This is a genomic window from Tepidibacillus sp. HK-1, assembly GCF_001748485.2.
GTDB classification, from domain to species: Bacteria; Bacillota; Bacilli; order Tepidibacillales; family Tepidibacillaceae; genus Tepidibacillus_B; species Tepidibacillus_B infernus.
Genome location: NZ_BDGM02000019.1, coordinates 38,692 through 62,264, shown reverse-complemented (window position 1 = coordinate 62,264; position 23,573 = coordinate 38,692). Strand labels below are relative to the sequence as shown.

41 protein-coding genes and 1 rRNA gene are annotated in these 23,573 nt (G+C 36.8%); 2 read left to right on the top strand and 40 right to left on the bottom strand.

Translation table 11 applies throughout. The features are described from left to right. From BEN26_RS10730 to BEN26_RS10715, 4 genes are all read right to left on the bottom strand, one after another. Positions 1–226: ribosomal RNA gene (locus tag BEN26_RS10730) — 16S ribosomal RNA — on the bottom strand; the annotation flags it as partial. Between the two features lie 338 nt (positions 227–564). Next, on the bottom strand, positions 565–783 hold the full coding sequence (locus BEN26_RS10725; RefSeq protein WP_069799531.1) for a hypothetical protein: 219 nt from the start codon (positions 781–783) through the stop codon (positions 565–567). A gap of 102 nt (positions 784–885) precedes the next feature. Next, positions 886–1,308, bottom strand: a complete 423-nt coding sequence (locus BEN26_RS10720; RefSeq protein ID WP_068727295.1) for an OsmC family protein — start codon at positions 1,306–1,308, stop codon at positions 886–888. A gap of 26 nt (positions 1,309–1,334) precedes the next feature. Beyond that, positions 1,335–1,958 carry a stage II sporulation protein M gene (locus BEN26_RS10715; protein ID WP_069799533.1) on the bottom strand — a complete coding sequence of 208 codons (624 nt, stop codon included), beginning with the start codon at positions 1,956–1,958 and terminating at the stop codon, positions 1,335–1,337. 138 nt (positions 1,959–2,096) lie between these two features. Here BEN26_RS10715 and pdaB point away from each other — a divergent pair, with 138 nt between their 5' ends. After that, positions 2,097–2,861, top strand: a complete 765-nt coding sequence (gene pdaB / locus BEN26_RS10710) for a polysaccharide deacetylase family sporulation protein PdaB (RefSeq protein WP_069799535.1) — start codon at positions 2,097–2,099, stop codon at positions 2,859–2,861. A 97-nt stretch (positions 2,862–2,958) separates the two neighbouring features. Here pdaB and BEN26_RS10705 read toward each other — a convergent pair whose 3' ends face one another. Further along, positions 2,959–3,375 carry a DUF1694 domain-containing protein gene (locus BEN26_RS10705; protein ID WP_069799537.1) on the bottom strand — a complete coding sequence of 139 codons (417 nt, stop codon included), beginning with the start codon at positions 3,373–3,375 and terminating at the stop codon, positions 2,959–2,961. Between the two features lie 98 nt (positions 3,376–3,473). On the opposite strand from BEN26_RS10705, the gene gerD reads away from it, so the two are divergent. Further along, positions 3,474–4,112: a spore germination lipoprotein GerD gene (gene gerD / locus BEN26_RS10700; RefSeq protein WP_084818824.1), complete on the top strand. Its 639-nt coding sequence runs from the start codon at positions 3,474–3,476 to the stop codon at positions 4,110–4,112. A gap of 69 nt (positions 4,113–4,181) precedes the next feature. Here the strand turns inward: gerD and BEN26_RS10695 are convergent, their stop codons facing one another. The 35 genes from BEN26_RS10695 to rplB all read right to left on the bottom strand — a co-directional run bounded on the left by BEN26_RS10695 (position 4,182) and on the right by rplB (position 23,548). Next, a complete protein-coding gene (locus BEN26_RS10695) occupies positions 4,182–5,255 on the bottom strand; it encodes an Mrp/NBP35 family ATP-binding protein (RefSeq protein ID WP_069799539.1) in 1,074 nt (357 codons plus the stop codon). An 84-nt stretch (positions 5,256–5,339) separates the two neighbouring features. Further along, a complete protein-coding gene (gene cwlD, locus BEN26_RS10690) occupies positions 5,340–6,053 on the bottom strand; it encodes an N-acetylmuramoyl-L-alanine amidase CwlD (RefSeq protein ID WP_068727284.1) in 714 nt (237 codons plus the stop codon). A gap of 114 nt (positions 6,054–6,167) precedes the next feature. Then, entirely contained in the window at positions 6,168–6,560 is a 393-nt protein-coding gene (rpsI, locus tag BEN26_RS10685) for a 30S ribosomal protein S9 (protein WP_068727281.1), read from the bottom strand. A gap of 16 nt (positions 6,561–6,576) precedes the next feature. Continuing rightward, positions 6,577–7,014, bottom strand: a complete 438-nt coding sequence (gene rplM / locus BEN26_RS10680; protein WP_068727279.1) for a 50S ribosomal protein L13 — start codon at positions 7,012–7,014, stop codon at positions 6,577–6,579. 166 nt (positions 7,015–7,180) lie between these two features. After that, positions 7,181–7,915, bottom strand: coding sequence for a tRNA pseudouridine(38-40) synthase TruA (truA, locus tag BEN26_RS10675; protein ID WP_068727716.1), 735 nt, complete (start codon positions 7,913–7,915; stop codon positions 7,181–7,183). A 20-nt stretch (positions 7,916–7,935) separates the two neighbouring features. Next, positions 7,936–8,733, bottom strand: coding sequence for an energy-coupling factor transporter transmembrane component T family protein (locus BEN26_RS10670; protein WP_069799541.1), 798 nt, complete (start codon positions 8,731–8,733; stop codon positions 7,936–7,938). Continuing rightward, positions 8,730–9,596 (bottom strand): energy-coupling factor transporter ATPase, encoded by an 867-nt coding sequence (locus BEN26_RS10665; protein WP_069799543.1) that lies wholly within the window; start codon positions 9,594–9,596, stop codon positions 8,730–8,732. The genes BEN26_RS10670 and BEN26_RS10665 overlap by 4 nt, the downstream gene beginning before the upstream one ends. After that, complete coding sequence (locus tag BEN26_RS10660; protein WP_069799545.1) at positions 9,581–10,408, bottom strand: energy-coupling factor transporter ATPase; 828 nt, start codon at positions 10,406–10,408, stop codon at positions 9,581–9,583. Before BEN26_RS10660 ends, BEN26_RS10665 begins: the two co-directional genes overlap by 16 nt. A 100-nt stretch (positions 10,409–10,508) precedes the next feature. Then, a complete protein-coding gene (gene rplQ, locus BEN26_RS10655; protein WP_068727271.1) occupies positions 10,509–10,874 on the bottom strand; it encodes a 50S ribosomal protein L17 in 366 nt (121 codons plus the stop codon). Positions 10,875–10,906: 32 nt separating this feature from the next. Continuing rightward, complete coding sequence (locus BEN26_RS10650; RefSeq protein WP_068727267.1) at positions 10,907–11,851, bottom strand: DNA-directed RNA polymerase subunit alpha; 945 nt, start codon at positions 11,849–11,851, stop codon at positions 10,907–10,909. A 212-nt stretch (positions 11,852–12,063) separates the two neighbouring features. After that, on the bottom strand, positions 12,064–12,459 hold the full coding sequence (rpsK, locus tag BEN26_RS10645) for a 30S ribosomal protein S11 (protein ID WP_068727264.1): 396 nt from the start codon (positions 12,457–12,459) through the stop codon (positions 12,064–12,066). Between the two features lie 14 nt (positions 12,460–12,473). After that, positions 12,474–12,842 (bottom strand): 30S ribosomal protein S13, encoded by a 369-nt coding sequence (rpsM, locus tag BEN26_RS10640; protein ID WP_069799547.1) that lies wholly within the window; start codon positions 12,840–12,842, stop codon positions 12,474–12,476. An 18-nt stretch (positions 12,843–12,860) separates the two neighbouring features. Then, positions 12,861–12,974, bottom strand: a complete 114-nt coding sequence (gene rpmJ, locus BEN26_RS10635; protein WP_003322638.1) for a 50S ribosomal protein L36 — start codon at positions 12,972–12,974, stop codon at positions 12,861–12,863. A 31-nt stretch (positions 12,975–13,005) separates the two neighbouring features. After that, positions 13,006–13,224, bottom strand: coding sequence for a translation initiation factor IF-1 (infA, locus tag BEN26_RS10630; protein WP_068727259.1), 219 nt, complete (start codon positions 13,222–13,224; stop codon positions 13,006–13,008). A 2-nt stretch (positions 13,225–13,226) separates the two neighbouring features. Next, positions 13,227–13,538: a KOW domain-containing RNA-binding protein gene (locus BEN26_RS10625; RefSeq protein WP_069799596.1), complete on the bottom strand. Its 312-nt coding sequence runs from the start codon at positions 13,536–13,538 to the stop codon at positions 13,227–13,229. Between the two features lie 11 nt (positions 13,539–13,549). Next, positions 13,550–14,293, bottom strand: a complete 744-nt coding sequence (gene map, locus BEN26_RS10620; RefSeq protein WP_068727257.1) for a type I methionyl aminopeptidase — start codon at positions 14,291–14,293, stop codon at positions 13,550–13,552. Beyond that, on the bottom strand, positions 14,293–14,943 hold the full coding sequence (locus BEN26_RS10615; RefSeq protein ID WP_069799549.1) for an adenylate kinase: 651 nt from the start codon (positions 14,941–14,943) through the stop codon (positions 14,293–14,295). The genes map and BEN26_RS10615 overlap by 1 nt, the downstream gene beginning before the upstream one ends. A gap of 30 nt (positions 14,944–14,973) precedes the next feature. Beyond that, positions 14,974–16,266, bottom strand: a complete 1,293-nt coding sequence (gene secY, locus BEN26_RS10610) for a preprotein translocase subunit SecY (RefSeq protein ID WP_068727253.1) — start codon at positions 16,264–16,266, stop codon at positions 14,974–14,976. Continuing rightward, the gene (gene rplO / locus BEN26_RS10605) at positions 16,266–16,706 is read right to left on the bottom strand and encodes a 50S ribosomal protein L15 (RefSeq protein ID WP_068727250.1); all 441 of its coding nucleotides are present in this window, start codon (positions 16,704–16,706) and stop codon (positions 16,266–16,268) included. The genes secY and rplO overlap by 1 nt, the downstream gene beginning before the upstream one ends. Before the next feature lie 31 nt (positions 16,707–16,737). Next, the gene (gene rpmD, locus BEN26_RS10600; protein ID WP_068727248.1) at positions 16,738–16,926 is read right to left on the bottom strand and encodes a 50S ribosomal protein L30; all 189 of its coding nucleotides are present in this window, start codon (positions 16,924–16,926) and stop codon (positions 16,738–16,740) included. Between the two features lie 12 nt (positions 16,927–16,938). Next, complete coding sequence (rpsE, locus tag BEN26_RS10595; RefSeq protein ID WP_068727245.1) at positions 16,939–17,436, bottom strand: 30S ribosomal protein S5; 498 nt, start codon at positions 17,434–17,436, stop codon at positions 16,939–16,941. A 23-nt stretch (positions 17,437–17,459) separates the two neighbouring features. Further along, positions 17,460–17,828, bottom strand: coding sequence for a 50S ribosomal protein L18 (gene rplR, locus BEN26_RS10590; protein WP_082732548.1), 369 nt, complete (start codon positions 17,826–17,828; stop codon positions 17,460–17,462). A gap of 60 nt (positions 17,829–17,888) precedes the next feature. Beyond that, complete coding sequence (gene rplF / locus BEN26_RS10585; RefSeq protein ID WP_068727236.1) at positions 17,889–18,425, bottom strand: 50S ribosomal protein L6; 537 nt, start codon at positions 18,423–18,425, stop codon at positions 17,889–17,891. Positions 18,426–18,454: 29 nt separating this feature from the next. Then, positions 18,455–18,853 (bottom strand): 30S ribosomal protein S8, encoded by a 399-nt coding sequence (rpsH, locus tag BEN26_RS10580; RefSeq protein WP_068727234.1) that lies wholly within the window; start codon positions 18,851–18,853, stop codon positions 18,455–18,457. Positions 18,854–18,882: 29 nt separating this feature from the next. Continuing rightward, complete coding sequence (locus BEN26_RS10575; protein ID WP_068727232.1) at positions 18,883–19,068, bottom strand: type Z 30S ribosomal protein S14; 186 nt, start codon at positions 19,066–19,068, stop codon at positions 18,883–18,885. Between the two features lie 28 nt (positions 19,069–19,096). Next, complete coding sequence (gene rplE / locus BEN26_RS10570) at positions 19,097–19,639, bottom strand: 50S ribosomal protein L5 (RefSeq protein ID WP_068727230.1); 543 nt, start codon at positions 19,637–19,639, stop codon at positions 19,097–19,099. A 26-nt stretch (positions 19,640–19,665) separates the two neighbouring features. Continuing rightward, the gene (gene rplX, locus BEN26_RS10565; protein WP_069799551.1) at positions 19,666–20,001 is read right to left on the bottom strand and encodes a 50S ribosomal protein L24; all 336 of its coding nucleotides are present in this window, start codon (positions 19,999–20,001) and stop codon (positions 19,666–19,668) included. A gap of 37 nt (positions 20,002–20,038) precedes the next feature. Further along, on the bottom strand, positions 20,039–20,407 hold the full coding sequence (gene rplN, locus BEN26_RS10560) for a 50S ribosomal protein L14 (RefSeq protein ID WP_068727225.1): 369 nt from the start codon (positions 20,405–20,407) through the stop codon (positions 20,039–20,041). Positions 20,408–20,450: 43 nt separating this feature from the next. Beyond that, positions 20,451–20,714 (bottom strand): 30S ribosomal protein S17, encoded by a 264-nt coding sequence (gene rpsQ, locus BEN26_RS10555; RefSeq protein WP_068727222.1) that lies wholly within the window; start codon positions 20,712–20,714, stop codon positions 20,451–20,453. A 20-nt stretch (positions 20,715–20,734) separates the two neighbouring features. Further along, positions 20,735–20,935 carry a 50S ribosomal protein L29 gene (rpmC, locus tag BEN26_RS10550; RefSeq protein WP_068727220.1) on the bottom strand — a complete coding sequence of 67 codons (201 nt, stop codon included), beginning with the start codon at positions 20,933–20,935 and terminating at the stop codon, positions 20,735–20,737. Beyond that, positions 20,925–21,359 carry a 50S ribosomal protein L16 gene (rplP, locus tag BEN26_RS10545; RefSeq protein ID WP_068727218.1) on the bottom strand — a complete coding sequence of 145 codons (435 nt, stop codon included), beginning with the start codon at positions 21,357–21,359 and terminating at the stop codon, positions 20,925–20,927. Before rplP ends, rpmC begins: the two co-directional genes overlap by 11 nt. A gap of 2 nt (positions 21,360–21,361) precedes the next feature. Further along, positions 21,362–22,024, bottom strand: coding sequence for a 30S ribosomal protein S3 (gene rpsC / locus BEN26_RS10540; RefSeq protein WP_068727216.1), 663 nt, complete (start codon positions 22,022–22,024; stop codon positions 21,362–21,364). Between the two features lie 3 nt (positions 22,025–22,027). Continuing rightward, entirely contained in the window at positions 22,028–22,369 is a 342-nt protein-coding gene (gene rplV, locus BEN26_RS10535; RefSeq protein ID WP_068727213.1) for a 50S ribosomal protein L22, read from the bottom strand. 25 nt (positions 22,370–22,394) lie between these two features. Further along, a complete protein-coding gene (gene rpsS / locus BEN26_RS10530; protein ID WP_068727211.1) occupies positions 22,395–22,673 on the bottom strand; it encodes a 30S ribosomal protein S19 in 279 nt (92 codons plus the stop codon). A 44-nt stretch (positions 22,674–22,717) separates the two neighbouring features. Next, on the bottom strand, positions 22,718–23,548 hold the full coding sequence (gene rplB / locus BEN26_RS10525; protein ID WP_069799553.1) for a 50S ribosomal protein L2: 831 nt from the start codon (positions 23,546–23,548) through the stop codon (positions 22,718–22,720). Positions 23,549–23,573: the final 25 nt, after the last annotated feature.

Genomic DNA, 23,573 nt, shown 5'->3' with positions numbered 1-23,573 from the left:
TGGTAGCTTGCGCCACCTTTCTAGTTCATCTCATGCGAGATGTTCTCTTATCTGGTATTAGCTCCGGTTTCCCGGGGTTATCCCAGTCTTACAGGCAGGTTGCCCACGTGTTACTCACCCGTCCGCCGCTAGGAATTAGAAGCAAGCTTCCAATTCCTCGCTCGACTTGCATGTATTAGGCACGCCGCCAGCGTTCGTCCTGAGCCAGGATCAAACTCTCCATAGAAACTTTTAATGTTTTAGCATTTAGAGTTTCTTGTCCTGTGATTCAGCTACAGAAGCATCATCACGAGGGCATAAAAAGTTATCCTTAACTCTAATAAATTGATTAGGTCCACATTTCTGTGGTACGCTTGGCTTTTACACTGTTCAGTTTTCAAAGAGCAATCAAAGTTTCAATTAGTGTGTCGTAACAGCGACAAAATACATTTTATCATGCATTATGTTAACTTGTCAACTGTTTTTTTGTTTCTTTTTTATCGCTTATTTTAAGTCATATATTTTAAGCGACGATTTATAATTTAACATATCTATTCTATTCATGTCAATATAAAATATTTTTTTTTAATGTGTTTGGCGATTTCTTGCATATTTTGATAGTTCTTTATTTGATGCGGTTCTTGCTAACATTTTAAACACAGTATAATAACGATCTTCTATTGCATTTCTTAATGCACCATCAATCCTTTTATCACTTAAATCTAATAACATTTCATCAAGTTCTTTTTTTAACATATATTCTAATTCCCTACATTCTCTTTCATTAAATAGAAATCCTAACACATTTAATCACTCCATCTAAACTGTTTTCCCTAGTATCAATAATCTTCCATTTTTGAATAAAAAAAATACCCTAAAAATAGGGTATTTTTTTTATGGTTTTGTCTACAGATCGTATTTCTCGCCATTTATTTCAAAGCTAGCAGTAATTTGAGCATTTAAAGATTTGGATACTGAACAATAAGTTTCTTGTGTAAGCTTAACGGCTTTTCTAACTTTCTCTTCTACAAGGTTTGGACCTGTTAATTTGTAATTGATGTGTATTTTTGTAAATCTTTTTGGATGTTCTTCTGCTCTTTCAGCATCAATTTCCATATCAAAGGTCTCAATATCTTGGCGCATTTTCTTAAGAATAGAAACAACATCCATTCCTGTACATCCACCTAAACCAATAAGTACGGTTTCCATCGGTCTTGGCCCTTTGTTTTCTCCTCCTACTTGAGGAGCAGCATCTAATAAGACGGAGTGCCCTGATTGTCCAGTGCCCTCAAAAGCCATATTCCCTTTCCAAGCAACATTCATTTTCATATTTTTATCACCTCATAACAATAAATTTAATTAAGATTAGATAGGTTTGTCAACAAGTATCCTGTTAAAGTACTCTCGATGATTGCTGCTACAAACAAAATGGCAACTAGCCCTATTAGGATATAAAAGATTTGTTTTATTGTGTGCCAAAGATACAAGAAGTTATACTTTCTTTCCTGCCTTTTAAACACCTCAACACTTGCATGAAAAAAAGCAAAACCTAACTTCATTCCAAATGCTGCTGCAATGATAATAGCTGGTAATTCCAGGATTCCATGTGGTAAAATCCCCAATATTGCAAAACGAACCGTTTGACCGGCTTCCAGTAAACTTTTTAAGATATATCCAATAAATAAACCATTCATAAATAAGAGAAACATTGGATAGATTCCAAATAAAATACCTAGAGAAATCATCAAGAATGCAAGTCTCATATTATTAACAAAAATAGTGTAAATCATATAAAATACACTATCCTTTTCTTTGATTTCTCCAACAATATTCTGCAATTGTTTAATAAGAGTTTGTATGTAAGCATTATTCTGATCAATAAAAAAATATCCAACCAACAAACTCATGAAAAATATAAGACTAGCCAATTTTATGTTTTTCTTATTCTCAATTATTGCAGCCCAAAATAATTTAAACATTTGGAACACTCCCTCTACCTTCTAATTTTTATCATATCATATTTATTCCATTTTTTCTTCATTTAAAGGTTAAGCATATCCTTGTCTCACATGCATATATATGTATATGAAACAACCAATCATTGGAGGTGAAAAAAAATGAAATTTATATGGGTTTTAAGCGGAAAAAAGGTTAAACAATTTTTAGTTGTTCTTACCGCATTCCTTTTTACCATAGGTATTGTATATACTGAAAAGGAAAGCATTACTGTCTTTACCAACAGTGACGACCCAAAAGCACTTTATAGTGTAAATACAAAAAATAAACAAGTTGCTTTAACCTTTGATATTAGTTGGGGTGAGGAAGTTCCTGTTCCTATCTTAAATATCTTAGACCAACAAGGACTAAAAGGAAAAGTCACCTTCTTTTTATCCTCACCATGGAGCGAAAAACATCAAGACATTGTAAAAAGAATAGCTGATAGCGGTTATGAGATTGGAAGTCATGGCCACAAACATGTAAATTATAGTGAGTTGACTGATCAAGAGATTGAAAGTCAAATTCTAAAAGCAGAATCGATTTTAGAAAACCTTACTGGGCAAAAACCAACTTTAATTCGTACACCAAATGGAGATTTTGATAAGCGAGTCTTAAGAATTGCCGATCGTTTAGGCTATACTGTAGTTCAATGGGATACAGATTCAAGAGATTGGATGAAACCGGGCGTAAACGAAATTGTCAAAAGAGTAACAGAAAGAGTGCATCCCGGAGATATCATTTTAATGCATGCTAGTGATTCAGCAAAGCAATCTATTGAAGCTTTACCCATCATTATTGAAAATTTAAAAAAGCAAGGTTATACGTTTGTAACTGTTTCTGAACTTATTTCTAATGCAAAAATTAATTCAACTGAAGTTGAATAGGGTTAAAGCTAGACACGTAGGTCTAGCTTTCGTCTTTTTTAATGGTAAAATATAAGCTTCTTTTTTCTTCGTGAGCCACGCAGTATGAGAATTTGCTTCAAAACGAATCATCACTTTGGGCTTTCTTTGCTAACACCAAACCAATGTCTCCTTTAAATTCTTGGTCGCTAACTACAGACATTTCTAATCCTCGCTCTTTAACCTCTTTCATCATTTCTACTATGAATGTAGGATTAAGTTCTGCATGTAAGACCACTAGTTGAACCCTATGATCCTTCAGATTTTCTTTTATTTTTTTCATAATTGAGGAATGCTTCAACTCGTCGAACCTATATGTATATAGTATATTTCCTAGGTTTTGGCCTAATAAATTAGCCTTTTCTTTATCAAAAAACACTTTATTATCGTTTGCTATTATTCTTTCGATTCCTGTTCTTTTTTCGATTTGATGCATGGTTTCTAGAAGAAAATCATCTTCAACTTGTGATAAATTTTTCTCATTTTCTTTGTCCATTTCTTTTTTCACCAACCTCTTTCTACAATATTTTTTTTCATAAAATTTTAGCTTTTAAGGCATATTATAGGTAAGGATACGATTAGGAGGGGTGGGTTTTGGTCACTCATAGATATTATAAAATTTACACCTATTTTACCTTTTTACTCATAACTTTAATCTTATTAAGCGGTTGTAATGCTTTTCGAAAATCTGAGTCTTCCTCAATGCCCAATTATAAAGAATTAAAACAAATGGTAGTGGATATTCTGCAAACAGAGGATGGCAAAAAAGCTGTTGCAGAGGCTCTTAATGACCAAGAAACGAAAAAGAAAATGACCTTAAACACTGATGATGTTCAGAAAATTATCCAAAATGAAGTTTTATCCCCTGAGAATAAAGCAAAATTGAAAAAGATGTATGAAGATCCCAAATTCGCCTCTGAATTAGGAAAGACACTTAAAAAGGAAAATGAGAAAATTTTAAAGGATTTAATGAAAGACCCTGATTATCGGAAAATGGTTATTGAAACAATGAAAGACCCTGAATTTGAAAAAATGATAATGGATGTAATGAAATCAAATGCATATCGTCGGCAAATGATGCTTGTTATCAAAGATTCTTTAGAAAGTCCTATGTTCCAAGATGATTTGCTTAAATTGATGGAAAAAGCAAATGAGGAAGCTTTAAAACCTGAAAAAGAGAAGGGTAAGAAAAAAGAAGATACAGGAAAAACGGGTGAAGAACAATCCCAGTAAGTGAATAAAATATAAAAGGCCTTCTAACTAAACGTTTGGGTAGAAGGCCTCTACATAGCGAATACAATATTACGCTTTTTCAATTATTTTTTGAGCCAATTGTTGATAGATTTCTCCAGTAACACTTCCCTGAGGATAGACAGATGGAGCAAATTCTTCCTCGTCTTCACGGTCAGGTGCCCCAATTGGGATTTGTGCAATCAATTCGGTATTTAATTCTTCGGCAAGTTTCTTTCCGCCATCTTTTCCAAAGATATATTCCCTTTTGCCTGATTCACATTCAAAATAAGACATGTTTTCTACTACACCAATAATTTCATGATTTGTTTTTAAAGCCATTGTGCCTGCTCTAGCTGCTACAAATGCTGCCGTAGCATGAGGTGTAGTTACAATAATTTCTTTACTTTGGGGAATGGTACTATGCACATCTAATGCCATATCACCTGTACCTGGTGGCAAGTCTAAGACAAGATAATCTAACTCTCCCCAATGGACTTCTTCGAAAAAGTTCTTTAACATTTTACCAAGCATAGGTCCACGCCAAATAACAGGTGTGTTGTCCTCAACGAAAAATCCCATCGACATGACCCTAACTCCAAAACGTTCTACTGGCAAAATCACGTTATCAATTACAGTAGGTCTAAATTCAATCCCCATCATGTCAGGCACGCTAAAGCCATAGATATCAGCATCAATTAATCCAACTTTCTTTCCGGTTCTTGCCAAAGCAACTGCTAAATTAACGGAAACAGTTGATTTCCCTACTCCACCTTTACCACTCGTGACTGCGATAAATTTCGTCTTAGAATCAGGAGCTAATAATGGTGAACCTTTTTGCGGATTTAATGAAACCGTATTCTTATTTCCATGTAATTTTTCTGCTAGAGCAGTTCTTTCCTCATCAGTCATTGAGCCGAAAGTCAAATCCACTTCTTTTGCACCGATTGCCTTTAATGCTTTTTCGACATCTTGTCCAATTGTTGCCTTTAATGGACATCCTTGTATGGTTAATACAATCTCTAACCGAACATGATCCTCATTTATTTCGATGTTGCGCACCATATCAAGTTCAACAACACTTCGATGGATCTCTGGATCTTCAACGCCTTTTAAGGCCTCAAGGATTTGTTCCTTTGTAATCATGTTGGCACCCCGCTTTACTTTTACAGTTTTTCATAGTACAAACTTTATTATAGCATAAAATATTCCCCTCGTAGTGAGTGATTTTTATTCTGCAGGAACGTCATCACCTGAATAGTATCTTAATATTCCCTGATAAATAGCGAAAGCGATTTTCTGCTGGTATTCTGTTTGATTTAATAAAGCTGCTTCTGTAGGATTTGATAAGAATCCAACCTCTACCATGGTGGAAGGAATATTCGCATATTTTAATACCATAATATCGTTACGGGGTAGGGCAACACGATCTGTATTTTTTAGGTTGATCCTTAATTGCTCTTGGATTAACCTAGACATTTGTTCATTTTCACTTCGAATTGGATAATAAAAGGTTTGTGCCCCATGCCATTTTTCTGAAGGTATACTATTTAAATGGATACTAATAAAAAAGTCTGCATCACTATCATTCGTTAATCTCACTCTATTTTGTAGATCCTCAAGTTTTCGATTAGCGATTCCTCTTGTATGTTCATCTGCCAAATCAACATCTGATTCTCTTGTCATGATCACTAATGCTCCAGCCTCATTTAAATAATCCTGTAGATATTTTGTGATTTTCAGGGTGATATCCTTTTCAACGATACCATCTTTACTGACTGCACCTCCATCAGGGCCACCATGTCCAGCATCTAAAATAAGGATTTTACCTGATAACGGAAGGGACCATACAGACCATGAATCATTTATAGGCACATCATACAACATGATTGTAATTAGCAAAACAAGTGCTAAAATAAAGCTTACGATTTTCATTTTCAACATCGATTTTCCCCCTTGCTATCTTTCTTCCCTTTCATAATGTATGGGACGAGTTAGGGGTTTATGACAAAAAAGAAAAGCACCCAAAAAAATGAGTGCTTTTGAAATCGAAAAAAATTAACGTTTAGAGAATTGTGGTGCACGACGAGCAGCTTTGAGACCGTATTTTTTACGCTCTTTCATACGTGGATCACGAGTTAAGAATCCTGCCTTCTTTAATGTAGGGCGATACTGAGAATCTACTTTTAATAATGCCCTAGCGATTCCATGACGAATCGCTCCCGCTTGACCAGTAAATCCGCCACCTCGAACATTTACTAAAACATCATAGGCATTGGTTGTATCTGTTGCAACCAATGGTTGTTTTACAATTAATTTTAATGTTTCTAAGCCAAAATAATCATCTAAATTGCGTTTATTGATAATGATTTGACCGTCCCCAGGTACCAAACGTACACGGGCTACAGAATGCTTACGACGACCTGTACCATAGTATTGAACTTGTGCCACAAGCTAAACCTCCTTATTAGCCTCTAATTTCCCAAACTTCTGGTTGTTGTGCTTGATGTGGATGTTCTGATCCTGCATAAACTTTTAATTTCATACCTTGTTTACGACCTAATGAACCTTTTGGTAACATACCTTTTACCGCAAGTTCAATCATTTGTTCTGGTTTATTCTTAACCATATCAGCAGCAACTGTTACTTTTAAACCACCTGGATAACCTGAATGACGGTAGTATTTTTTGCTTTGCATCTTCTTACCGGTTAATTCAACTTTACCAGCATTAATAATGATTACAAAATCTCCCGTATCTACGTGTGGAGTAAATTGTGGTTTATGTTTACCGCGAAGGATTGTTGCAGCTTCAGTAGCTAAGCGACCAAGTGTTTTACCTTCAGCGTCGATAATGTACCATTTACGTTCAACTTCGTTAGGTTTTGCCATGTATGTGGTACGCATCGTTTTCCCTCCTAATCTATTACAAATCATCTTTATCCATTATACAAATTCATAGTTGTTCTGATTTTATTTTAAGACCCGGGGCTAGTGGGTTTTAAAATACCAAAGAATATAATACTATACTCAATCATAAGAGTCAAGGATTTTATACGCGAGGTTCTGTTGTCTAATATTGGACATCCCAAAGTGTAAGTCCCTTTGCTGGCGCTGTTAAACCTGCTAATGATCGATTCTTTTTTTCGAAAAGTTCCATTACTTCTTCTGGATCCATTTTATTTCTGCCGACCTCAACCAATGTTCCCACCACGATTCGAACCATATTATACAAAAAACCATTACCTGTAATCTGAAAATAGATTTCATTTTCCTTCTTCCAAAGATCTGCGGCATAAATTTTCCTTACTTTATTTTCGACAGTGGTTTTTGCTGAAGAAAAAGCAGTAAAATCATGTTCCCCTATAAATACTTTGCTTACTGCTTTCATTTTTTCCACATCCAGTGGGTATGGATAATGCCAGGTGTAATGCCGGCGAAATATGTTTACGTATGTATGATGATAGATAGAATATCTGTATGTCTTTTGTCTTACGTCAAACCGAGAATGAAATTCTAATGGGACCTCACTAGCAGAATTGACAACAATATCTTCTGGCAAAAGAGCATTTAGTGCAACAGGCCATTTAGATAAGGGCATCGAGTGGTTAATCTTAAAATTACAAACTTGTTTTTTTGCATGTACTCCTGCATCTGTTCTTCCCGATCCAATAATCTTAACTGGTTGGTTAGTCAGTCTTTGCAATGCATCTTCTAATTCTCCTTGTATCGTTCGTTGATTTGGTTGGACTTGAAACCCATGGAAAGCTGTCCCATCATAACTAACTTCTAGTTTAATATTCTTTATTTCTTCCATCTAAGAACCCCTCAAACTGTTATCATTAAAATAAATAGGAGAAGGAAAATGAACATAAGTAAAAGATCCCTCCATGTAAATACAGACACTCTTAACCTTGTTCTACCTTTTCCACCTCGATAGCCTCTGGCCTCCATAGCAATTGCTAATTCATCTGCACGTTTAAATGCACTGATAAATAATGGAATGATGATTGCCACCATATTTCTTACTCGTTTATGAATTGGACCAGATTCAAAATTTGCGCCTCTGGCTGTTTGGGCTTTTATAATTTTGTCTGTTTCATCAAGTAAAGTTGGAATAAAGCGAAGTGATATAGACATCATTAAAGCCAATTCATGTACAGGTACCTTTAAAAAAGTGAAAGGATACATCAATCTTTCAAGTCCCATAGTTAAATCTATCGGAGATGTGGTTAAGGTTAAAATAGTCGCAGTTAAGACAAGAAGAAGCAATCTTATCGAAATATAAATCGCTTGTTTTACCCCCTCTTCATAAATGGTTAACCAGTGCCACTGAAATAAAAGGTTACCCCCTTTTGTCATGGATAGATGGAGAATAATCGTTAATATAATCATCCAAAAGATAGGGAGTAATCCTTTAAAATAATAAGAGAAAGGAATACGTGAAAGAATAACTCCTGATAAAATAGTTAAGATGAGAACGAAATAGCTTGTTAGATCCTTGGCAAGAAAAACAAGGATAATAAATAAAAACGTAAAAATAAGCTTTGATCTTGGGTCAAGTCGATGTAAAAATGATTGATTCGGTATGAATTGTCCGATAATCATGTATTGAGATAGACTCATACTTTTTTCCCCTTCAATAGCCAATCGATTAAATATTCTTCTAATTCTTCCCTAGAAAAACAATCAAGGGGGATAGGCGGATTTATTTTCTGGTTTAATCGTTGAATAAATTTCGTGATATCAGGAATATCAAGGCCTATTTGCTGTAAACGTTCTTCTTCCTTAAAAATTTCCTTAGGGGTTCCCTCTAATATGATCTTTCCTTGATTCAACACAATAAGACGTTCAACCATATTTGCAATATCATCCATACTATGTGAAACCAAGATTGTTGTTATTTCTCTGGACTGATGTAATTCTTTAATCATGTTGAGAATTTCTTTTCGCCCTTTTGGATCTAAACCTGCAGTTGGCTCATCTAAGATTAATATTTTAGGTTGAAAGGCAATGACTCCTGCGATTGCAACTCTTCTCATTTGTCCCCCACTTAGTTCAAAAGGGGAACGTTTTGCAAATTGTTCATAGTCTAGTCCTACTTGTTTCATTGCTTCTTTTACACGTATTGCTATAAGCTCCTCTGGAAAGTCAAAATTTCGGAGTGCAAAAGAAATATCCTTTTCAACGTTTTCTTCAAATAATTGATGTTCAGGGTATTGAAAAACCACCCCAATCTTATTCCTAATTGGTGATAGATTTTTCCTTTTGGATGACCACGCTAAATCTCCTACTTTGATTGTTCCATTTGTGGGAAGGATGAGTCCACTTATCAGTTGAATCAGTGTCGACTTACCTGATCCAGTATGTCCGATAACACCAATGATCGATCCGCTCTTTATCGTTAGATTTACTTCTTGTAAAGCAATTTTCTCAAAAGGAGTATTTTTCATATAAGTGACAGAAACATCTTTTAACGTAATGTCCATAATGCCTCAATAAACTCCTCTTCTCTTACAAGATCGGTATGAAATGAATATCCTTTTTCTTTAAGTCTATGAGCTAAATCAACGGCAATCGGTACATCTAACCCTGTTTCTTCCAAAAGATCTTTTTTAGACAAAATCTCTTTAGGGGATCCATCTGCAATTATATATCCTCGATCCATGATGAGAATCCGATCAGCCAATAAGGCTTCTTGAACAAAATGAGTAATATGAAGAATGGTAATTCCTTCTTCCTCATTTAATTGTTTTGCCACTTTGAGGACTTCGGCTCTTCCTATTGGATCAAGCATGGATGTCGCTTCATCAAAGATAATCACTTTAGGTTTCATCGCAATGATGCCAGCAATCGCTACTTTTTGTTTTTGGCCTCCAGAAAGATGGTGAGGTTCTGTGTGTTTATATTCTTCTAGATTCACCTTCTGTAAAGCATCTTCAACCCTTTTTGCCATTTCACTTGATTCGATCCCCTGATTTTCTAACCCAAAAGCAACATCTTCTTCGACCGTACTTGCGACAATTTGATTATCAGGGTTTTGAAAGACAACTCCAACATGTTGCCTAATATGCCAAATCAAATCCTCATTCTTTGTGTCGATTTGGTCTACGATCACTACGCCATCTGTAGGATGTAATATTCCATTTAGACATTTAGCTAATGTAGACTTTCCAGAACCATTTGGTCCTAATATCGTGATAAACTGTCCCTCAAAAAGATTTGTAGTTAAATTGTTTAATACCCTTTCTGCATTCTTATACTGAAAGGAAAGATTCCTAAGTTGGATGATTGGTTGCATGTTTTCTGCCTCCAAAGTTAAAAAACTTTCTAAAATCATAAAGAAAAAAGGGCATTGAATCAGAATCAAATGATTCTGCCCTCACCCTTTTCTTTCATCATTATTCTACTAATTCTAAATATACCATAGGTGCTGCGTCCCCGCGGCGAGGCCCAATCTTTAAAATACGTGTATATCCCCCTTGACGTTCAGCAAATCGAGGAGCAATTTCACTAAATAGTTTTTGAACTGCATCCTGACCACTTTCACGATCAGCTACTTCTTTTCGAACATATTCTGCAACTTGACGTCTTGCATGTAAATCGCCACGTTTTGCAAGAGTAATCAATTTTTCAGCAATTGAACGAACTTCTTTCGCCTTTGATTCAGTGGTTTCAATACGTTCATTAATAATTAAATCCGTCACGAGATCACGGAACAGTGCCTTACGTGCTGCTGAATTACGACCAAGTTTTGCGTATGCCATCCCTTGTCCCTCCTTTATTCAGTTCACAATTTCTACTCTTCTTTTTTAAGTTCAAGTCCAAGTTCAAGCAACTTTTGTTGAACTTCTTCCAGTGATTTGCGCCCAAGATTACGAACCTTCATCATATCTTCTTCTGTTTTCGTAGTTAATTCCTGCACGGTATTGATACCAGCACGTTTCAAGCAGTTATAGGAACGAACAGAAAGATCCAATTCTTCAATGGTCATCTCAAGAACCTTTTCTTTTTGGTCTTCTTCTTTTTCCACCATAATTTCCGCTTCTTTTGCTTCTTCAGTTAAGCCAACGAATAAATTGAGATGTTCTGTTAAGATCTTTGCTCCTAAACTAACAGCCTCTTCTGGATGAATACTGCCATCAGTCCATACTTCTAAAGTTAACTTATCATAGTTTGTAACCTGACCTACACGAGTGTTATCTACTGTATAATTAACCCTTGTAATCGGAGTATAAATGGAATCGACTGGAATAACTCCAATCGGTTGATCTTCCCTTTTATTTCTGTCCGCTGGAACATAACCACGACCACGGTTCGCATGAATTCTCATATGAAATCTTGAATTTTCATCGACCGTAGCAATATGAAGATCAGGGTTTAGAATCTCAACATCACTATCTGCACGAATATCAGCAGCAGTGATATCCCCACCACCATCAACATCAATTTCAAGAACTTTCTCTTCATCAGAGTGAATCTTTAAGGAAAGCTTCTTAAGGTTTAATATAATCTCTGATGTATCTTCAACGACACCAGGAATTGTAGAAAATTCATGAAGAACACCATCGATTTGAATAGAGGTTACAGCAGCACCTGGCAAAGAAGAAAGAAGAATTCTTCTTAGAGAATTACCAAGTGTTGTACCATATCCTCGTTCTAAAGGCTCTACTACAATTTTCCCGTAAGTAGATTCTGAATTAATTTCTACGACTTCAATTCTAGGCTTTTCGATTTCGATCATTTATCTAAACCCTCCTTCAAAACGTCCATTTCAATGGCAACCACGATATTCGAGGGTAAGGTACCAAAAAAGAACAATCGGTGGTACCGTTTATTAACCTAACCATGTTCTAAAATAAGTAGATCTAGTTGAGAGAGTACATACTTACCCTATCTTACCATTCTATTATTCACATGTTCAGGCAATCTATACATCTATTGGTAAAAATATCACTAGACACGACGACGTTTTGGTGGACGGCAACCGTTATGAGGTATCGGCGTGACATCTTTAATCATATTAACCTCTAGTCCAGCTGCTTGTAAGGAGCGAATAGCTGCCTCACGTCCAGCACCAGGACCTTTAACTAATACTTCAACAGTTTTCATGCCATGCTCCATTGCTGTTTTGGCAGCTGCTTCAGCAGCCATTTGTGCAGCAAAAGGGGTACTTTTTCTTGAACCTTTAAACCCAAGTGCACCTGCACTACTCCAAGAAATTGCATTACCATGTGTATCAGTGATGGTAACAATGGTGTTGTTAAAAGTAGACTTAATATGTGCTACTCCTGACTCAATATTTTTACGATCGCGCCTTTTTGTACGAGTTGTGGTTTTTCTTGTAGCCATTTCGTCATCCCTCCTTACTTCTTCTTGTTCGCTACGGTACGACGTGGACCTTTACGTGTACGTGCATTGGTTTTAGATTTTTGACCACGGACAGGTAATCCACGACGATGACGAATGCCTCGATATGAACCAATTTCAATTAGGCGCTTAATATTAAGAGCCACCTCACGTCGCAGATCTCCCTCAACCTTAACGTTTTTGTCGATAATTTCACGTAATTTTGCTACTTCATCTTCTGTTAAATCACGTACTCTAGTATCTGGATTGATTCCTGTTTCAGTTAAAAGTTTTTTGGATGTTTGAATACCAATACCATAAATATAGGTTAATGCAACTTCTACTCGTTTATCACGAGGTAAGTCTACACCTGCAATACGTGCCATTTAACACACCTCCTTGAATTAACCTTGTTTTTGTTTGTGTTTTGGGTTTTCACAAATGACCATGACTGTGCCTTTACGACGAATAACTTTGCACTTTTCACAGATTGGTTTGACGGATGGTCTAACCTTCATGTTTATAACCTCCTTATGTGCAAACAAATACCTACTTATAACGATACGTAATCCGACCACGTGTCAAATCATAAGGTGATAACTCTACAGTAACTTTATCACCAGGTAAGATCCTAATAAAATGCATTCTAATTTTCCCTGAAACGTGAGCCAAAATTTTGTGACCATTTTCTAATTGGACTCGAAACATTGCATTAGGAAGAGGTTCAATCACTGTACCCTCAACTTCAATCACATCATCTTTAGCCATTTTCATTCTCCTTTCTCTTCATCCAAAGGCAAGCGGTTTGAAAGATAATCCTGCAAGACATATCGTAATTTTGCATTTGTCACTTTGCCGTTTTTATCTAGAGAATCTACTATTTCTTTAGAAATATATCCAGTTGCTCGTATATGGCGAATGTTTTTCCTTTTTGGTTGGTCAAACTTACGTTTATCACCATCTGCAATGAATATATACCGATCGTTTTCTTTCCCAATAATAACCCCGTATTTCCCTTTTTCGCGTCCTGTTAAAATCTCAACGATTTCACCTATATTTAATAAAGGCTTTTCTTTTATCATCACTTCACCCATCATTTCGTCAAAATTTCATGACCAGACTCTGTAATGATAATCGTGTGCTCAAAATGAGCACATAATGAATGATCTTCAGTAACTACAGTCCAGCGATCAGCTAATGTTTTAACATATCGCTTTCCCATATTTACCATCGGCTCAATCGCTAATGCCATCCCTGGCTTTAGTATAGGACCTCGATTGGGTGGGCCATAATTAGGAACTTGTGGATCTTCGTGTAGATTCTGTCCAACTCCATGACCAACATATTCCCTAACAATAGAGTAACCAAAAGCCTCTACATGTTCTTGAATAGCGTGCGATATATCAGATAATCTATAGGCTGGAGTAGCCTTTTCCAGTCCTTTATATAATGATTCTTCTGTAACTTTCAATAATCGATCTGCTTCGTCAGAGATCTTCCCAACAGGATAAGTCCAAGCAGAATCACCATGATATCCCTTGTATTCTGCCCCGATATCAATACTAATGATATCTCCTTCTTTTAATACACGATCACTTGGAATACCATGAACCAATTCATCATTTACAGAAGTACATATACTTGCTGGAAATCCTCCATAACCTAAGAAAGAAGGAATGGCTCCTTTACTGCGAATGAATTCTTCTGCAATATGGTCAAGTTCTTTTGTTGTAATTCCAGGGCGAATTGCCTCTTTTAAAACTTGATGAGTCTCTGCAACAATTCGTCCAGCAATTCGCATCAGGTCAATCTCAAAATCGGATTTACGTATAATCATTACGCCTGACCTCTCAGTATTTTTTCAATTGAATGAAATACCTCATCGATCTCTTGATTACCCTCTATTGTTCGTAAGACTTGCTTATTCTGATAGTAATTCAATAATGGTTCAGTTTGCTTGATATTTACCTCAAGTCTTGTTGCGACTGTTTCTTCTTTATCATCATCACGTTGATAAAGTTCTCCGCCACATTTATCACATCTTCCCTCAATTTTAGGAGGGTTATAAATAATATGATAAGTAGCACCACATTCACGACAAATTCTACGACCAGTTAGACGATTTAATAATAGATTCTTGTCTACATCTATATTGATTACATGTTCGATCTCTTTATTCATTTCGCCAAGCATTTTATCTAGCGCTTGAGCTTGAGCTACTGTACGCGGAAAACCGTCTAGTAAAAAACCTGAGTTTGTGTCTTCTTTACTTAGACGATCTTTCACAATACCAATTACGACTTCATCGGGTACAAGCAATCCTTGATCCATATAAGACTTTGCTTCTAATCCCATTTTAGTTCCTTCTTTAATTGCGCTTCTAAACATATCTCCAGTAGAAATATGTGGGATTAGAAATTCAGCAACGATTTTTTCAGCTTGAGTTCCCTTACCTGCCCCCGGAAGACCCATGAGCACGATATTCAAAAAACATCCCTCCATCAAAATGGCCTATTTTTACTTTTTAATAAAGCCATCATAATGACGCTTGATCAGTTGTGTTTCAATTTGCTTCATTGTATCAAGCGCTACACCAATAACGATGAGTAATGAAGTTCCACCAATCCTTACAGATTGAGGTAAAGTTGTTGCAGCAGTAAAGATGACTGGTAAGATAGCAACAGCTGCTAAAAAAATAGATCCAGCTAAAGTGATTCGGTTTAACACTTTAGAAATATAGGTGGAAGTTGCCTTTCCTGGTCTAATCCCTGGAATATAACCACCATTCTTCTTCATATTCTCTGCCATTTGTATTGGATTGATTTGTACGAATGTATAGAAATAGGTAAATCCAATAATCAATATCACATAAAGAAACATTCCAAATGGATCAGCATAGTTAAAGTGTTTGATAAACCACTGAGCTATACCATTGTTTGGCCAAAAACTTGCGATCGTTGATGGAAACATGAGTAGAGAAAGCGCAAAGATGACCGGAATAACTCCAGCTGAGTTAACTTTAAAAGGAATGTGGCTGGATTGGCCACCGTACATTTTTCTACCTACAACACGTTTTGCATAATGAACTGGAATCTTTCTAATTCCTTGTTGAACATAAATAACGCCAACAACAATTAGAAGAATGACTAACAAGATCAATAGTAACTTAATAATATTAAGGAATAACTGATCAGTAGCCCCTTTAAATTGGGTATCATAAATCGCATAGATTCCATCAGGAATCCCCGCAATGATACCTGCAAAAATGATAATGGAAATCCCGTTGCCAATACCATTTTCTGTGATTTGTTCACCAAGCCACATTAAGAAAGCAGTTCCTGCGGTTAGCGTAATGGCAATAAGAGCATAAGTTGTGAAACTTGGATCGATGACTAAACCTGGATAAATATTGTTAAAACCAATCGATAATCCAATAGATTGGATCAACCCAAGTACAATCGTGCCATAACGGGTAACTTGAGCTAATTTTCTACGTCCTGTTTCTCCTTCTTTTGCCCACTCAACAAATTTAGGTACAACATCCATAGTTAATAGTTGGACAATGATTGACGCTGTAATATAAGGCATGATACCCATTGCAAAAATAGAAAAATTACGTAATGCTCCACCAGAAAAAGTATTTAAGAAACCAAAAATATCTCTTTCAGTTAAAGCAGTTAACGCATCAGCATTGATATTTGGTACTGGAATAAAACTTCCAATACGGAACACGACTAGCATAAGAAGAGTAAAAATGATCTTCTTACGCAAGTCGTTTACCCTAAATATGTTGGAGATCGTATTAAACATTAGATCACCTCAGTTGTACCGCCTGCAGCAGCAATTTTCTTAACAGCAGTTTCTGAAAACTTATTTGCTTTTACTGTTAGTTTTACAGTCAATTCTCCGTTGCCAAGAACCTTAATGCCATCTTTTACTTGTTTTACATACCCTTTTTCAGTCAATAACTCTGGAGTAACTACAGTACCGTCTTCAAAGTTATTAAGAAGATCTAAATTGATTATAGAGTATTCTTTGCGAGTTGGATTATTAAATCCTCGCTTTGGTAAACGACGGTATAATGGGTTTTGACCACCTTCAAAACCAGGGCGTACACCACCACCGGAACGTGCATTTTGACCTTTATGACCACGTCCAGCCGTTTTACCCGTTCCAGAACTAGTTCCACGTCCTACACGTTTGCGTGTATGACGCGCACCTTTCACTGGTTTAAGTTCATGTAACTTCATGGTAGCACCTCCTCTATCTTAAAGCATGTTATTACGCTTCTACTTCAACTACATCAAGTAAATGCTTTACTTTGTTAACCATCCCACGAATCGCAGGATTATCATTATGAATAACTGTTTGGTTAACTTTACGTAATCCCAAAGTACGAACGACTACTCTTTGTGATTCAGGACGACCTATAACGCTACGTTTGAGGGTGATTTGTAATTTTTTCTCCATCATAATCCCTCCTTATCCTAACAGTTCTTCGATCGATTTACCACGTAATTTAGCAACCTCTTCAACGCGTTTTAAACGTTTCAAACCATCAATTGTGGCATGAACCATATTGATTGAATTTGAAGAACCTAAAGATTTACTTAAGATGTCTTCAATTCCTGCTAACTCAAGTACTGCACGAACAGGTCCACCAGCAATTACTCCAGTACCTTCAGAAGCAGGTTTTAATAACACTTTACCTGCACCGAAAATTCCTGTAATAGGATGTGGAATTGTTTTGCTAGTTAATGGTATATGAATTAGGTTTTTCTTTGCATCTTCAATTCCTTTGCGGATAGCATCTGGCACTTCACTAGCTTTACCAATACCAGCACCTACCCAACCATTTTTATCACCAACGACAACCAATGCACTAAAGCTAAAGCGGCGTCCACCTTTAACAACTTTAGCTACTCGATTGATGTGAACCACTTTCTCTTGTAGATCAAGGGTATTTGGGTCAATTCGCATCTTTTTCCCTCCTTCGTATCCGATTAAAACTGAAGCCCTGCCTCACGCGCAGATTCAGCTAAAGCTTTAATTCTTCCATGATATAGATAACCACCACGATCAAATACTACTGAAACATAACCTTTTTCAACAGCACGTTTAGCTACTAGTTCACCAACTAATTTAGCAGCTTCAATATTTCCGCCGTTTTTAATTTCACCGCTAAGTTCTTTATCTAAAGTGGATGCAGAAACTAGAGTTGTTCCAGTTACATCATCAATCAATTGAGCATAAATGTTTTTAGATGAGCGAAACACGTTTAAACGAGGACGCTCAGCTGTTCCAACAATATTCTTGCGAATGCGTAAGTGTCTTCTTTTACGTATTTTATTTTTATCTTGTTTGTTAATCAACTTCAATTCACTCCCTTCGTTTGAACGAAAGTTCTATTGCTAAGTCGTTTATACAAGAAATTACTTACCTGTCTTACCAACTTTACGACGAATACGTTCATTTTCGTATTTAATCCCTTTTCCTTTATAAGGTTCAGGTTCACGGATTGAGCGGATCTTTGCAGCCATCTCACCAACACGCTCTTTATCGATTCCTTTTACAACCACTTTGTTTTGTGCAGGAACTTCTAAATCAATTCCTTCTTCAGGGAATACTTCAACAGGATGTGAATAACCTACATTCAATGTTACCTTATTACCAGACTTTGCTGCACGGTAACCTACACCAACTAATTCTAAAGTCTTTTCATATCCTTTGGTTACACCCTCAACCATGTTATTGATAATACTACGAGTAGTACCATGTAAGGCACGGTGTAGTTTGTTATCAGATGGGCGTTCAACAGTTAGTTGATTATCTTGAATAACAATCTTGATATCTTTATGAAATGATTTTGTTAAAGTTCCTTTTGGCCCTTTAACAGTCAAAATGTTTTTATCATTTGTAATTTCTACACCTGATGGAATTTCAATCGGTTTTTTACCAATACGAGACATTGTTACACCCCCAATCGGATTTGAGTTGATTACCAGATGTACGCTAAAACTTCTCCACCAACTTGGGCTTTGCGGGCTTCTTTATCAGTTAAGACGCCTTGTGGTGTTGAAAGAATCGCTATTCCTAATCCACCAAGCACTTTAGGAATTTCGTTACTCTTTGCGTAAACACGCAAACCTGGTTTACTAATACGTTTTAATCCAGTAATTACACGCTCATTATTTGAACCGTACTTTAAAAATAAACGGATGATCCCTTGTTTATTATCTTCAACAAATTCAGCATCACGGATAAATCCTTCACGTTTTAAAATTTCGGCAATATCTCTTTTGATTTTGGATGCTGGTACTTCAACGATTTCATGACGAACAATATTTGCATTTCGAATACGAGTTAGCATATCTGCAATTGGATCTGTCATCGCCATAACGAAAAACCTCCTTCCCTAACTAGGTTTTACCAACTAGCCTTCTTCACTCCAGGAATTTGCCCTTTGTAAGCAAGTTCGCGGAAGCAAATACGACACAACTTAAACTTACGCATTACACTATGTGGACGACCACAGCGTTCACAGCGAGTATATTCTCTCACTTTAAATTTTTGAGGCCGTCTTTGTTTAGCGATCATTGACTTTTTTGCCACGCTATTTCCTCCTCAAATTTAAGATCACTTATTTTGCAAAAGGCATTCCTAACTGATTTAATAACTCATGAGCTTCTTCATCAGTATTTGCAGTTGTAACAAATACAATATCCATTCCACGAATTTTATCGATCTTATCATATTCAATTTCCGGGAAAACCAATTGTTCTTTTAAACCTAATGTATAGTTCCCACGACCGTCAAAAGCTTTATTGGATACTCCACGGAAGTCACGCACACGTGGTAATGACACATTAAATAACTTGTCGATAAAATGGTACATACGTTCACCGCGAAGAGTTACTTTTACACCAATAGGCATCCCTTCACGTAATTTAAATCCAGCAATAGATTTTTTTGCACGAGTTACAACAGGTTTTTGACCAGAGATTAACTCTAAGTCAGCAACAGCACTATCTAAAACCTTTGGGTTTTGAACGGCATCACCAACACCCATATTGATTACTACTTTCTCTACACGTGGTACCTGCATCACAGAAGCGTAGTTGAATTTTTGCATCAATGCAGGAACAACTTCTTTACTATATTTTTCTTGTAATCTTGCTGCCATTGTTTTTGCCTCCCTTCTTCACCTGACTACTTATCTAACTCTTCGCCAGACTTTTTAGCAATACGCACTTTTTTACCATTAGCTAAAATTTTATGCCCAACTCTTGTTACTTCACCGGTTTTAGGGTCAACTAACATCACATTTGAAGAATGAATTGGAGCTTCTTGAGATACAATGCCGCCATTTGGGTTTGCTTGAGATGGGCGTGTATGTTTCTTAACAATATTTACACCTTCAACAAGTACACGTCCTTCTTTTGGAAAAGCTTCTAAAATACGACCTTTTTTACCCTTATCCTTACCACTAATAACAATAACTGTATCGCCTTTTTTAACATGAAGTTTATTTTTTGAGGATTTCATAAAAGCACCTCCTTTTAAAACAATTCCCTTAGGATATTTAGATAACCTCTGGAGCTAGAGAAATAATTTTCATAAAGTCCTTTTCACGCAGCTCACGTGCTACTGGACCAAAAATACGAGTTCCACGAGGACTTTTATCATCTTTGACAATAACAGCCGCATTCTCATCAAATCGGATATAAGATCCATCATTACGACGAACACCACGAGTAGAACGAACAATAACCGCCTTAACTACGTCACCTTTCTTGACAACGCCTCCTGGTGTCGCTTCTTTTACCGAACAAACAATAACGTCACCAATATTAGCAAATTTACGATGAGAACCACCTAATACTTTGATAGCCATTAGTTTTTTAGCACCGGAGTTATCTGCTACTTGTAATAACGTTTGTGGTTGAATCATTGAATAGTCCCTCCTTCCGGAACATGAGTAAATATACAGTTTATTAGATAATTACAGCTTCTTCAACAACCTCAACTAATCTCCAACGCTTATCTTTGGATAATGGTCTGGTTTCCATAATTTTAACAATATCGCCAATTTTCGCTTGATTGTTTTCATCATGAGCTTTAAATTTTTTGGTGTATTTAATACGTTTTCCGTATAATGAATGCTTTTTATAAGTTTCAACAGCAACGACGATGGTTTTATCCATTTTGTCACTAACAACTTTACCTATTTGTACTTTACGTTGATTACGCTCTGACATTTGATAACCTCCTTTCAGGATTATTTACTGATCCCTAATTCTCTTTCACGCAAAACAGTTTTCGCACGTGCGATCGCTTTGCGCACTTCTGAAATGCGCGTTGGAGTTTCTAATTGACCTGTTGCCAATTGAAATCGGAGGTTGAATAATTCTTCTTTTAAAGAATTGATTTTTTGTTCTATTTCAGCAGTGGTCATATTTCTTAACTCATTAGCTTTCATTTGCGTCACCACCCACTTCTTCACGCTTAATAAACTTAGTCTTAATTGGCAGCTTATGGGATGCCAGACGCATAGCTTCACGTGCTACTTCTTCAGAGACACCAGCTAATTCAAACATAACTTTACCAGGTTTTACAACCGCTACCCATTTTTCTGGAGAACCTTTACCACTACCCATACGAACTTCAAGCGGTTTTTGAGTAACTGGTTTTGAAGGGAAAATCTTAATCCATACTTTACCGCCACGCTTAATATAACGTGTCATTGCAATACGAGCTGCTTCAATTTGACGATTCGTTACCCATGCTGGTTCTAATGCCTGTAATCCGTATTCACCGAAAGCTATCTCTGTGCCGCCTTTAGCGCGACCACGCATTTTTCCACGATGTTCTTTACGATGTTTTACACGTTTTGGCATCAACATAATTATCTGCCTCCTTCCTTTGTTTCTCTATTCTTCGCAACTGGAAGAACATCCCCGCGATAAATCCAAACTTTTACTCCTAGACGTCCATAGGTTGTATGTGCCTCTGCAGTACCGTAGTCAATATCTGCACGAAGTGTATGAAGAGGAACAGTTCCCTCACTATAACCTTCACTACGAGCAATTTCAGCCCCACCTAAACGTCCACTTACTTGAGTCTTAATTCCTTTAGCGCCGGCACGCATTGTACGTTGAATCGCTTGTTTCATAGCGCGGCGGAAAGAAATACGACGCTCTAATTGTTGTGCAATATTTTCAGCAACTAATGTTGCATTGACGTCTGCATTTTTTACTTCACTAATATTGATATGAACCTTTTTACCAGTCATCTTGCTTAACTGTTGACGAAGAACTTCTACTTCTGCTCCACCTTTACCAATAACCATACCAGGTTTTGCAGTATGAATGGTAATATTCAAACGATTTGCAGCTCTTTCAATTTCAATTTGAGGAACTGCAGCATCATAAAGGCGTTTCTTTAAGAATTCACGAATTTTGATATCTTCAAGTAAAAGATCAGCATAATCTTTACCTGCATACCATTTTGAATCCCAGTCGCGTATAATTCCTACACGAAGTCCATTTGGATTAACCTTTTGACCCACGCTTTATCCCTCCTTTTTTTCCGTTAATACAACAGTGATATGACTCGTACGCTTATTGATACGACTTGCACGTCCCATAGCTCTTGGACGAAAACGTTTCAAGGTAGGACCTTGATTTGCATATGCTTCACTAACCACTAGTTCTTCAACATTCATATTATAATTATGCTCTGCATTCGCAATCGCAGAGTTTAACACTTTTTCAATCACTGGAGAAGCTGCTTTTGGCGTATGGCGAAGAATTGCAATTGCTTCTCCAACTTTTTTGCCCCGAATAAGATCTAATACAAGACTTACCTTGCGAGGAGCAATCCGCACGTATCTGGCTACAGCTTTTGCTTGCATGAACGTAAACCTCCTCTCAACTCAATTAGCGCTTGGTTTTCTTATCATCGCCAGCATGTCCTTTGAAAGTACGTGTAGGTGCAAATTCACCTAACTTATGACCAACCATATCCTCAGTCACATAGACTGGTACATGTTTCCTTCCATCATACACGGCAATTGTGTGTCCAACAAAATCAGGGAAAATAGTAGAACGACGAGACCAAGTTTTGATCACTTTCTTTTCATTTTTTTCGTTCATTTCAACGACCTTTTTCATTAGATGATCATCTACAAAAGGTCCTTTTTTCAAACTACGCCCCATACATAAACCTCCCTTCGAGATGAAGAATAGTGGCAATTGACATATTACTTCTTACGACGACGTACAATATATTTATCAGATGCTTTATTTTTCTTACGAGTTTTGTAACCCAATGTTGGTTTACCCCAAGGAGATACAGGTGATTTACGTCCGATAGGAGCTTTACCTTCTCCACCACCGTGTGGGTGATCGTTAGGATTCATAACAACCCCACGAACAGTAGGTCTTTTACCTAACCAGCGTGAACGTCCAGCTTTACCGATCGTTACGTTTTCATGATCTAAGTTACCTACTTGACCAACAGTTGCACGGCATTCTTTACGAATCATGCGCACCTCGCCAGAGCCAAGGCGAATGATTACGTAGTCTCCATCTTTACCTAGTAATTGTGCTTCAGCACCAGCAGCACGAGCTAATTGTCCACCTTTTCCAGGCTTTAGTTCAATATTGTGAATGACTGTACCAACTGGGATGTTTTCAAGTGGAAGTGCATTCCCAATTTTAATATCTGCATTTGGACCAGATTCAATTTGATCGCCAACCTTTAATCCTAAAGGTGCAAGAATATATCTTTTTTCACCGTCAGCATAATTGATTAAAGCAATATTTGCTGAGCGGTTTGGATCGTATTCAATCGTCGCTACGCGTCCAATCACATTATCTTTGTTACGTTTAAAATCAATGATACGATATTTACGTTTATGACCGCCACCTTGATGACGTACAGTAATTTTCCCTTGATTATTACGTCCAGCATTCTTGTTTAAAGGCGCTAACAAGGATTTTTCCGGTTTGTCTGTGGTGATTTCTTCAAAAGTTAACACTGACATTCCGCGACGGCCAGCTGAAGTTGGTTTATATTTTTTGATTGCCATTGTGTTTTCCCTCCTTCACTGATGA

Bases quoted from the DNA above. Each gene is read 5' to 3' on its own strand.
- rplX (WP_069799551.1), bottom strand. From the start codon at position 20,001: ATGAAATCCTCAAAAAATAAACTTCATGTTAAAAAAGGCGATACAGTT.
- BEN26_RS10720 (WP_068727295.1), bottom strand. From the start codon at position 1,308: ATGAAAATGAATGTTGCTTGGAAAGGGAATATGGCTTTTGAGGGCACT.
- rpmC (WP_068727220.1), bottom strand. From the start codon at position 20,935: ATGAAAGCTAATGAGTTAAGAAATATGACCACTGCTGAAATAGAACAA.
- rplP (WP_068727218.1), bottom strand. From the start codon at position 21,359: ATGTTGATGCCAAAACGTGTAAAACATCGTAAAGAACATCGTGGAAAA.
- BEN26_RS10665 (WP_069799543.1), bottom strand. From the start codon at position 9,596: ATGGACATTACGTTAAAAGATGTTTCTGTCACTTATATGAAAAATACT.
- rpsQ (WP_068727222.1), bottom strand. From the start codon at position 20,714: ATGTCAGAGCGTAATCAACGTAAAGTACAAATAGGTAAAGTTGTTAGT.
- BEN26_RS10650 (WP_068727267.1), bottom strand. From the start codon at position 11,851: ATGATCGAAATCGAAAAGCCTAGAATTGAAGTCGTAGAAATTAATTCA.
- BEN26_RS10670 (WP_069799541.1), bottom strand. From the start codon at position 8,733: ATGAGTCTATCTCAATACATGATTATCGGACAATTCATACCGAATCAA.
- rplM (WP_068727279.1), bottom strand. From the start codon at position 7,014: ATGCGTACCACATACATGGCAAAACCTAACGAAGTTGAACGTAAATGG.
- rpsK (WP_068727264.1), bottom strand. From the start codon at position 12,459: ATGGCTACAAGAAAAACCACAACTCGTACAAAAAGGCGCGATCGTAAA.
- BEN26_RS10660 (WP_069799545.1), bottom strand. From the start codon at position 10,408: ATGCAACCAATCATCCAACTTAGGAATCTTTCCTTTCAGTATAAGAAT.
- rplE (WP_068727230.1), bottom strand. From the start codon at position 19,639: ATGGCAGCAAGATTACAAGAAAAATATAGTAAAGAAGTTGTTCCTGCA.
- rplQ (WP_068727271.1), bottom strand. From the start codon at position 10,874: ATGGCATACGCAAAACTTGGTCGTAATTCAGCAGCACGTAAGGCACTG.
- rplO (WP_068727250.1), bottom strand. From the start codon at position 16,706: ATGAAGTTACATGAACTTAAACCAGTGAAAGGTGCGCGTCATACACGC.
- BEN26_RS10695 (WP_069799539.1), bottom strand. From the start codon at position 5,255: ATGATTACAAAGGAACAAATCCTTGAGGCCTTAAAAGGCGTTGAAGAT.
- rpmJ (WP_003322638.1), bottom strand. From the start codon at position 12,974: ATGAAGGTTAGACCATCCGTCAAACCAATCTGTGAAAAGTGCAAAGTT.
- rplN (WP_068727225.1), bottom strand. From the start codon at position 20,407: ATGATTCAACCACAAACGTTATTACAAGTAGCAGATAACTCCGGTGCT.
- rpsS (WP_068727211.1), bottom strand. From the start codon at position 22,673: ATGGGGCGTAGTTTGAAAAAAGGACCTTTTGTAGATGATCATCTAATG.
- secY (WP_068727253.1), bottom strand. From the start codon at position 16,266: ATGTTTAATACGATCTCCAACATATTTAGGGTAAACGACTTGCGTAAG.
- cwlD (WP_068727284.1), bottom strand. From the start codon at position 6,053: ATGTTGAAAATGAAAATCGTAAGCTTTATTTTAGCACTTGTTTTGCTA.
- rpsM (WP_069799547.1), bottom strand. From the start codon at position 12,842: ATGGCACGTATTGCAGGTGTAGACTTACCTCGTGATAAACGAGTAGAA.
- map (WP_068727257.1), bottom strand. From the start codon at position 14,293: ATGATTATACGTAAATCCGATTTTGAGATTGACCTGATGCGAATTGCT.
- rpsH (WP_068727234.1), bottom strand. From the start codon at position 18,853: ATGGCGATGACAGATCCAATTGCAGATATGCTAACTCGTATTCGAAAT.
- pdaB (WP_069799535.1), top strand. From the start codon at position 2,097: ATGAAATTTATATGGGTTTTAAGCGGAAAAAAGGTTAAACAATTTTTA.
- BEN26_RS10715 (WP_069799533.1), bottom strand. From the start codon at position 1,958: ATGTTTAAATTATTTTGGGCTGCAATAATTGAGAATAAGAAAAACATA.
- rpsE (WP_068727245.1), bottom strand. From the start codon at position 17,436: ATGCGAATTGACCCAAATACCCTTGATCTACAAGAGAAAGTGGTTCAC.
- rplV (WP_068727213.1), bottom strand. From the start codon at position 22,369: ATGCAAGCAAAAGCTGTAGCCAGATACGTGCGGATTGCTCCTCGCAAG.
- rplB (WP_069799553.1), bottom strand. From the start codon at position 23,548: ATGGCAATCAAAAAATATAAACCAACTTCAGCTGGCCGTCGCGGAATG.
- BEN26_RS10705 (WP_069799537.1), bottom strand. From the start codon at position 3,375: ATGGACAAAGAAAATGAGAAAAATTTATCACAAGTTGAAGATGATTTT.
- rplF (WP_068727236.1), bottom strand. From the start codon at position 18,425: ATGTCTCGTATTGGTAAAAAACCGATTGAAATTCCATCAGGTGTAGAA.
- infA (WP_068727259.1), bottom strand. From the start codon at position 13,224: ATGGCTAAAGATGATGTGATTGAAGTTGAGGGTACAGTGATTGAACCT.
- rpmD (WP_068727248.1), bottom strand. From the start codon at position 16,926: ATGGAGAAAAAATTACAAATCACCCTCAAACGTAGCGTTATAGGTCGT.
- BEN26_RS10625 (WP_069799596.1), bottom strand. From the start codon at position 13,538: ATGATAAAAGAAAAGCCTTTATTAAATATAGGTGAAATCGTTGAGATT.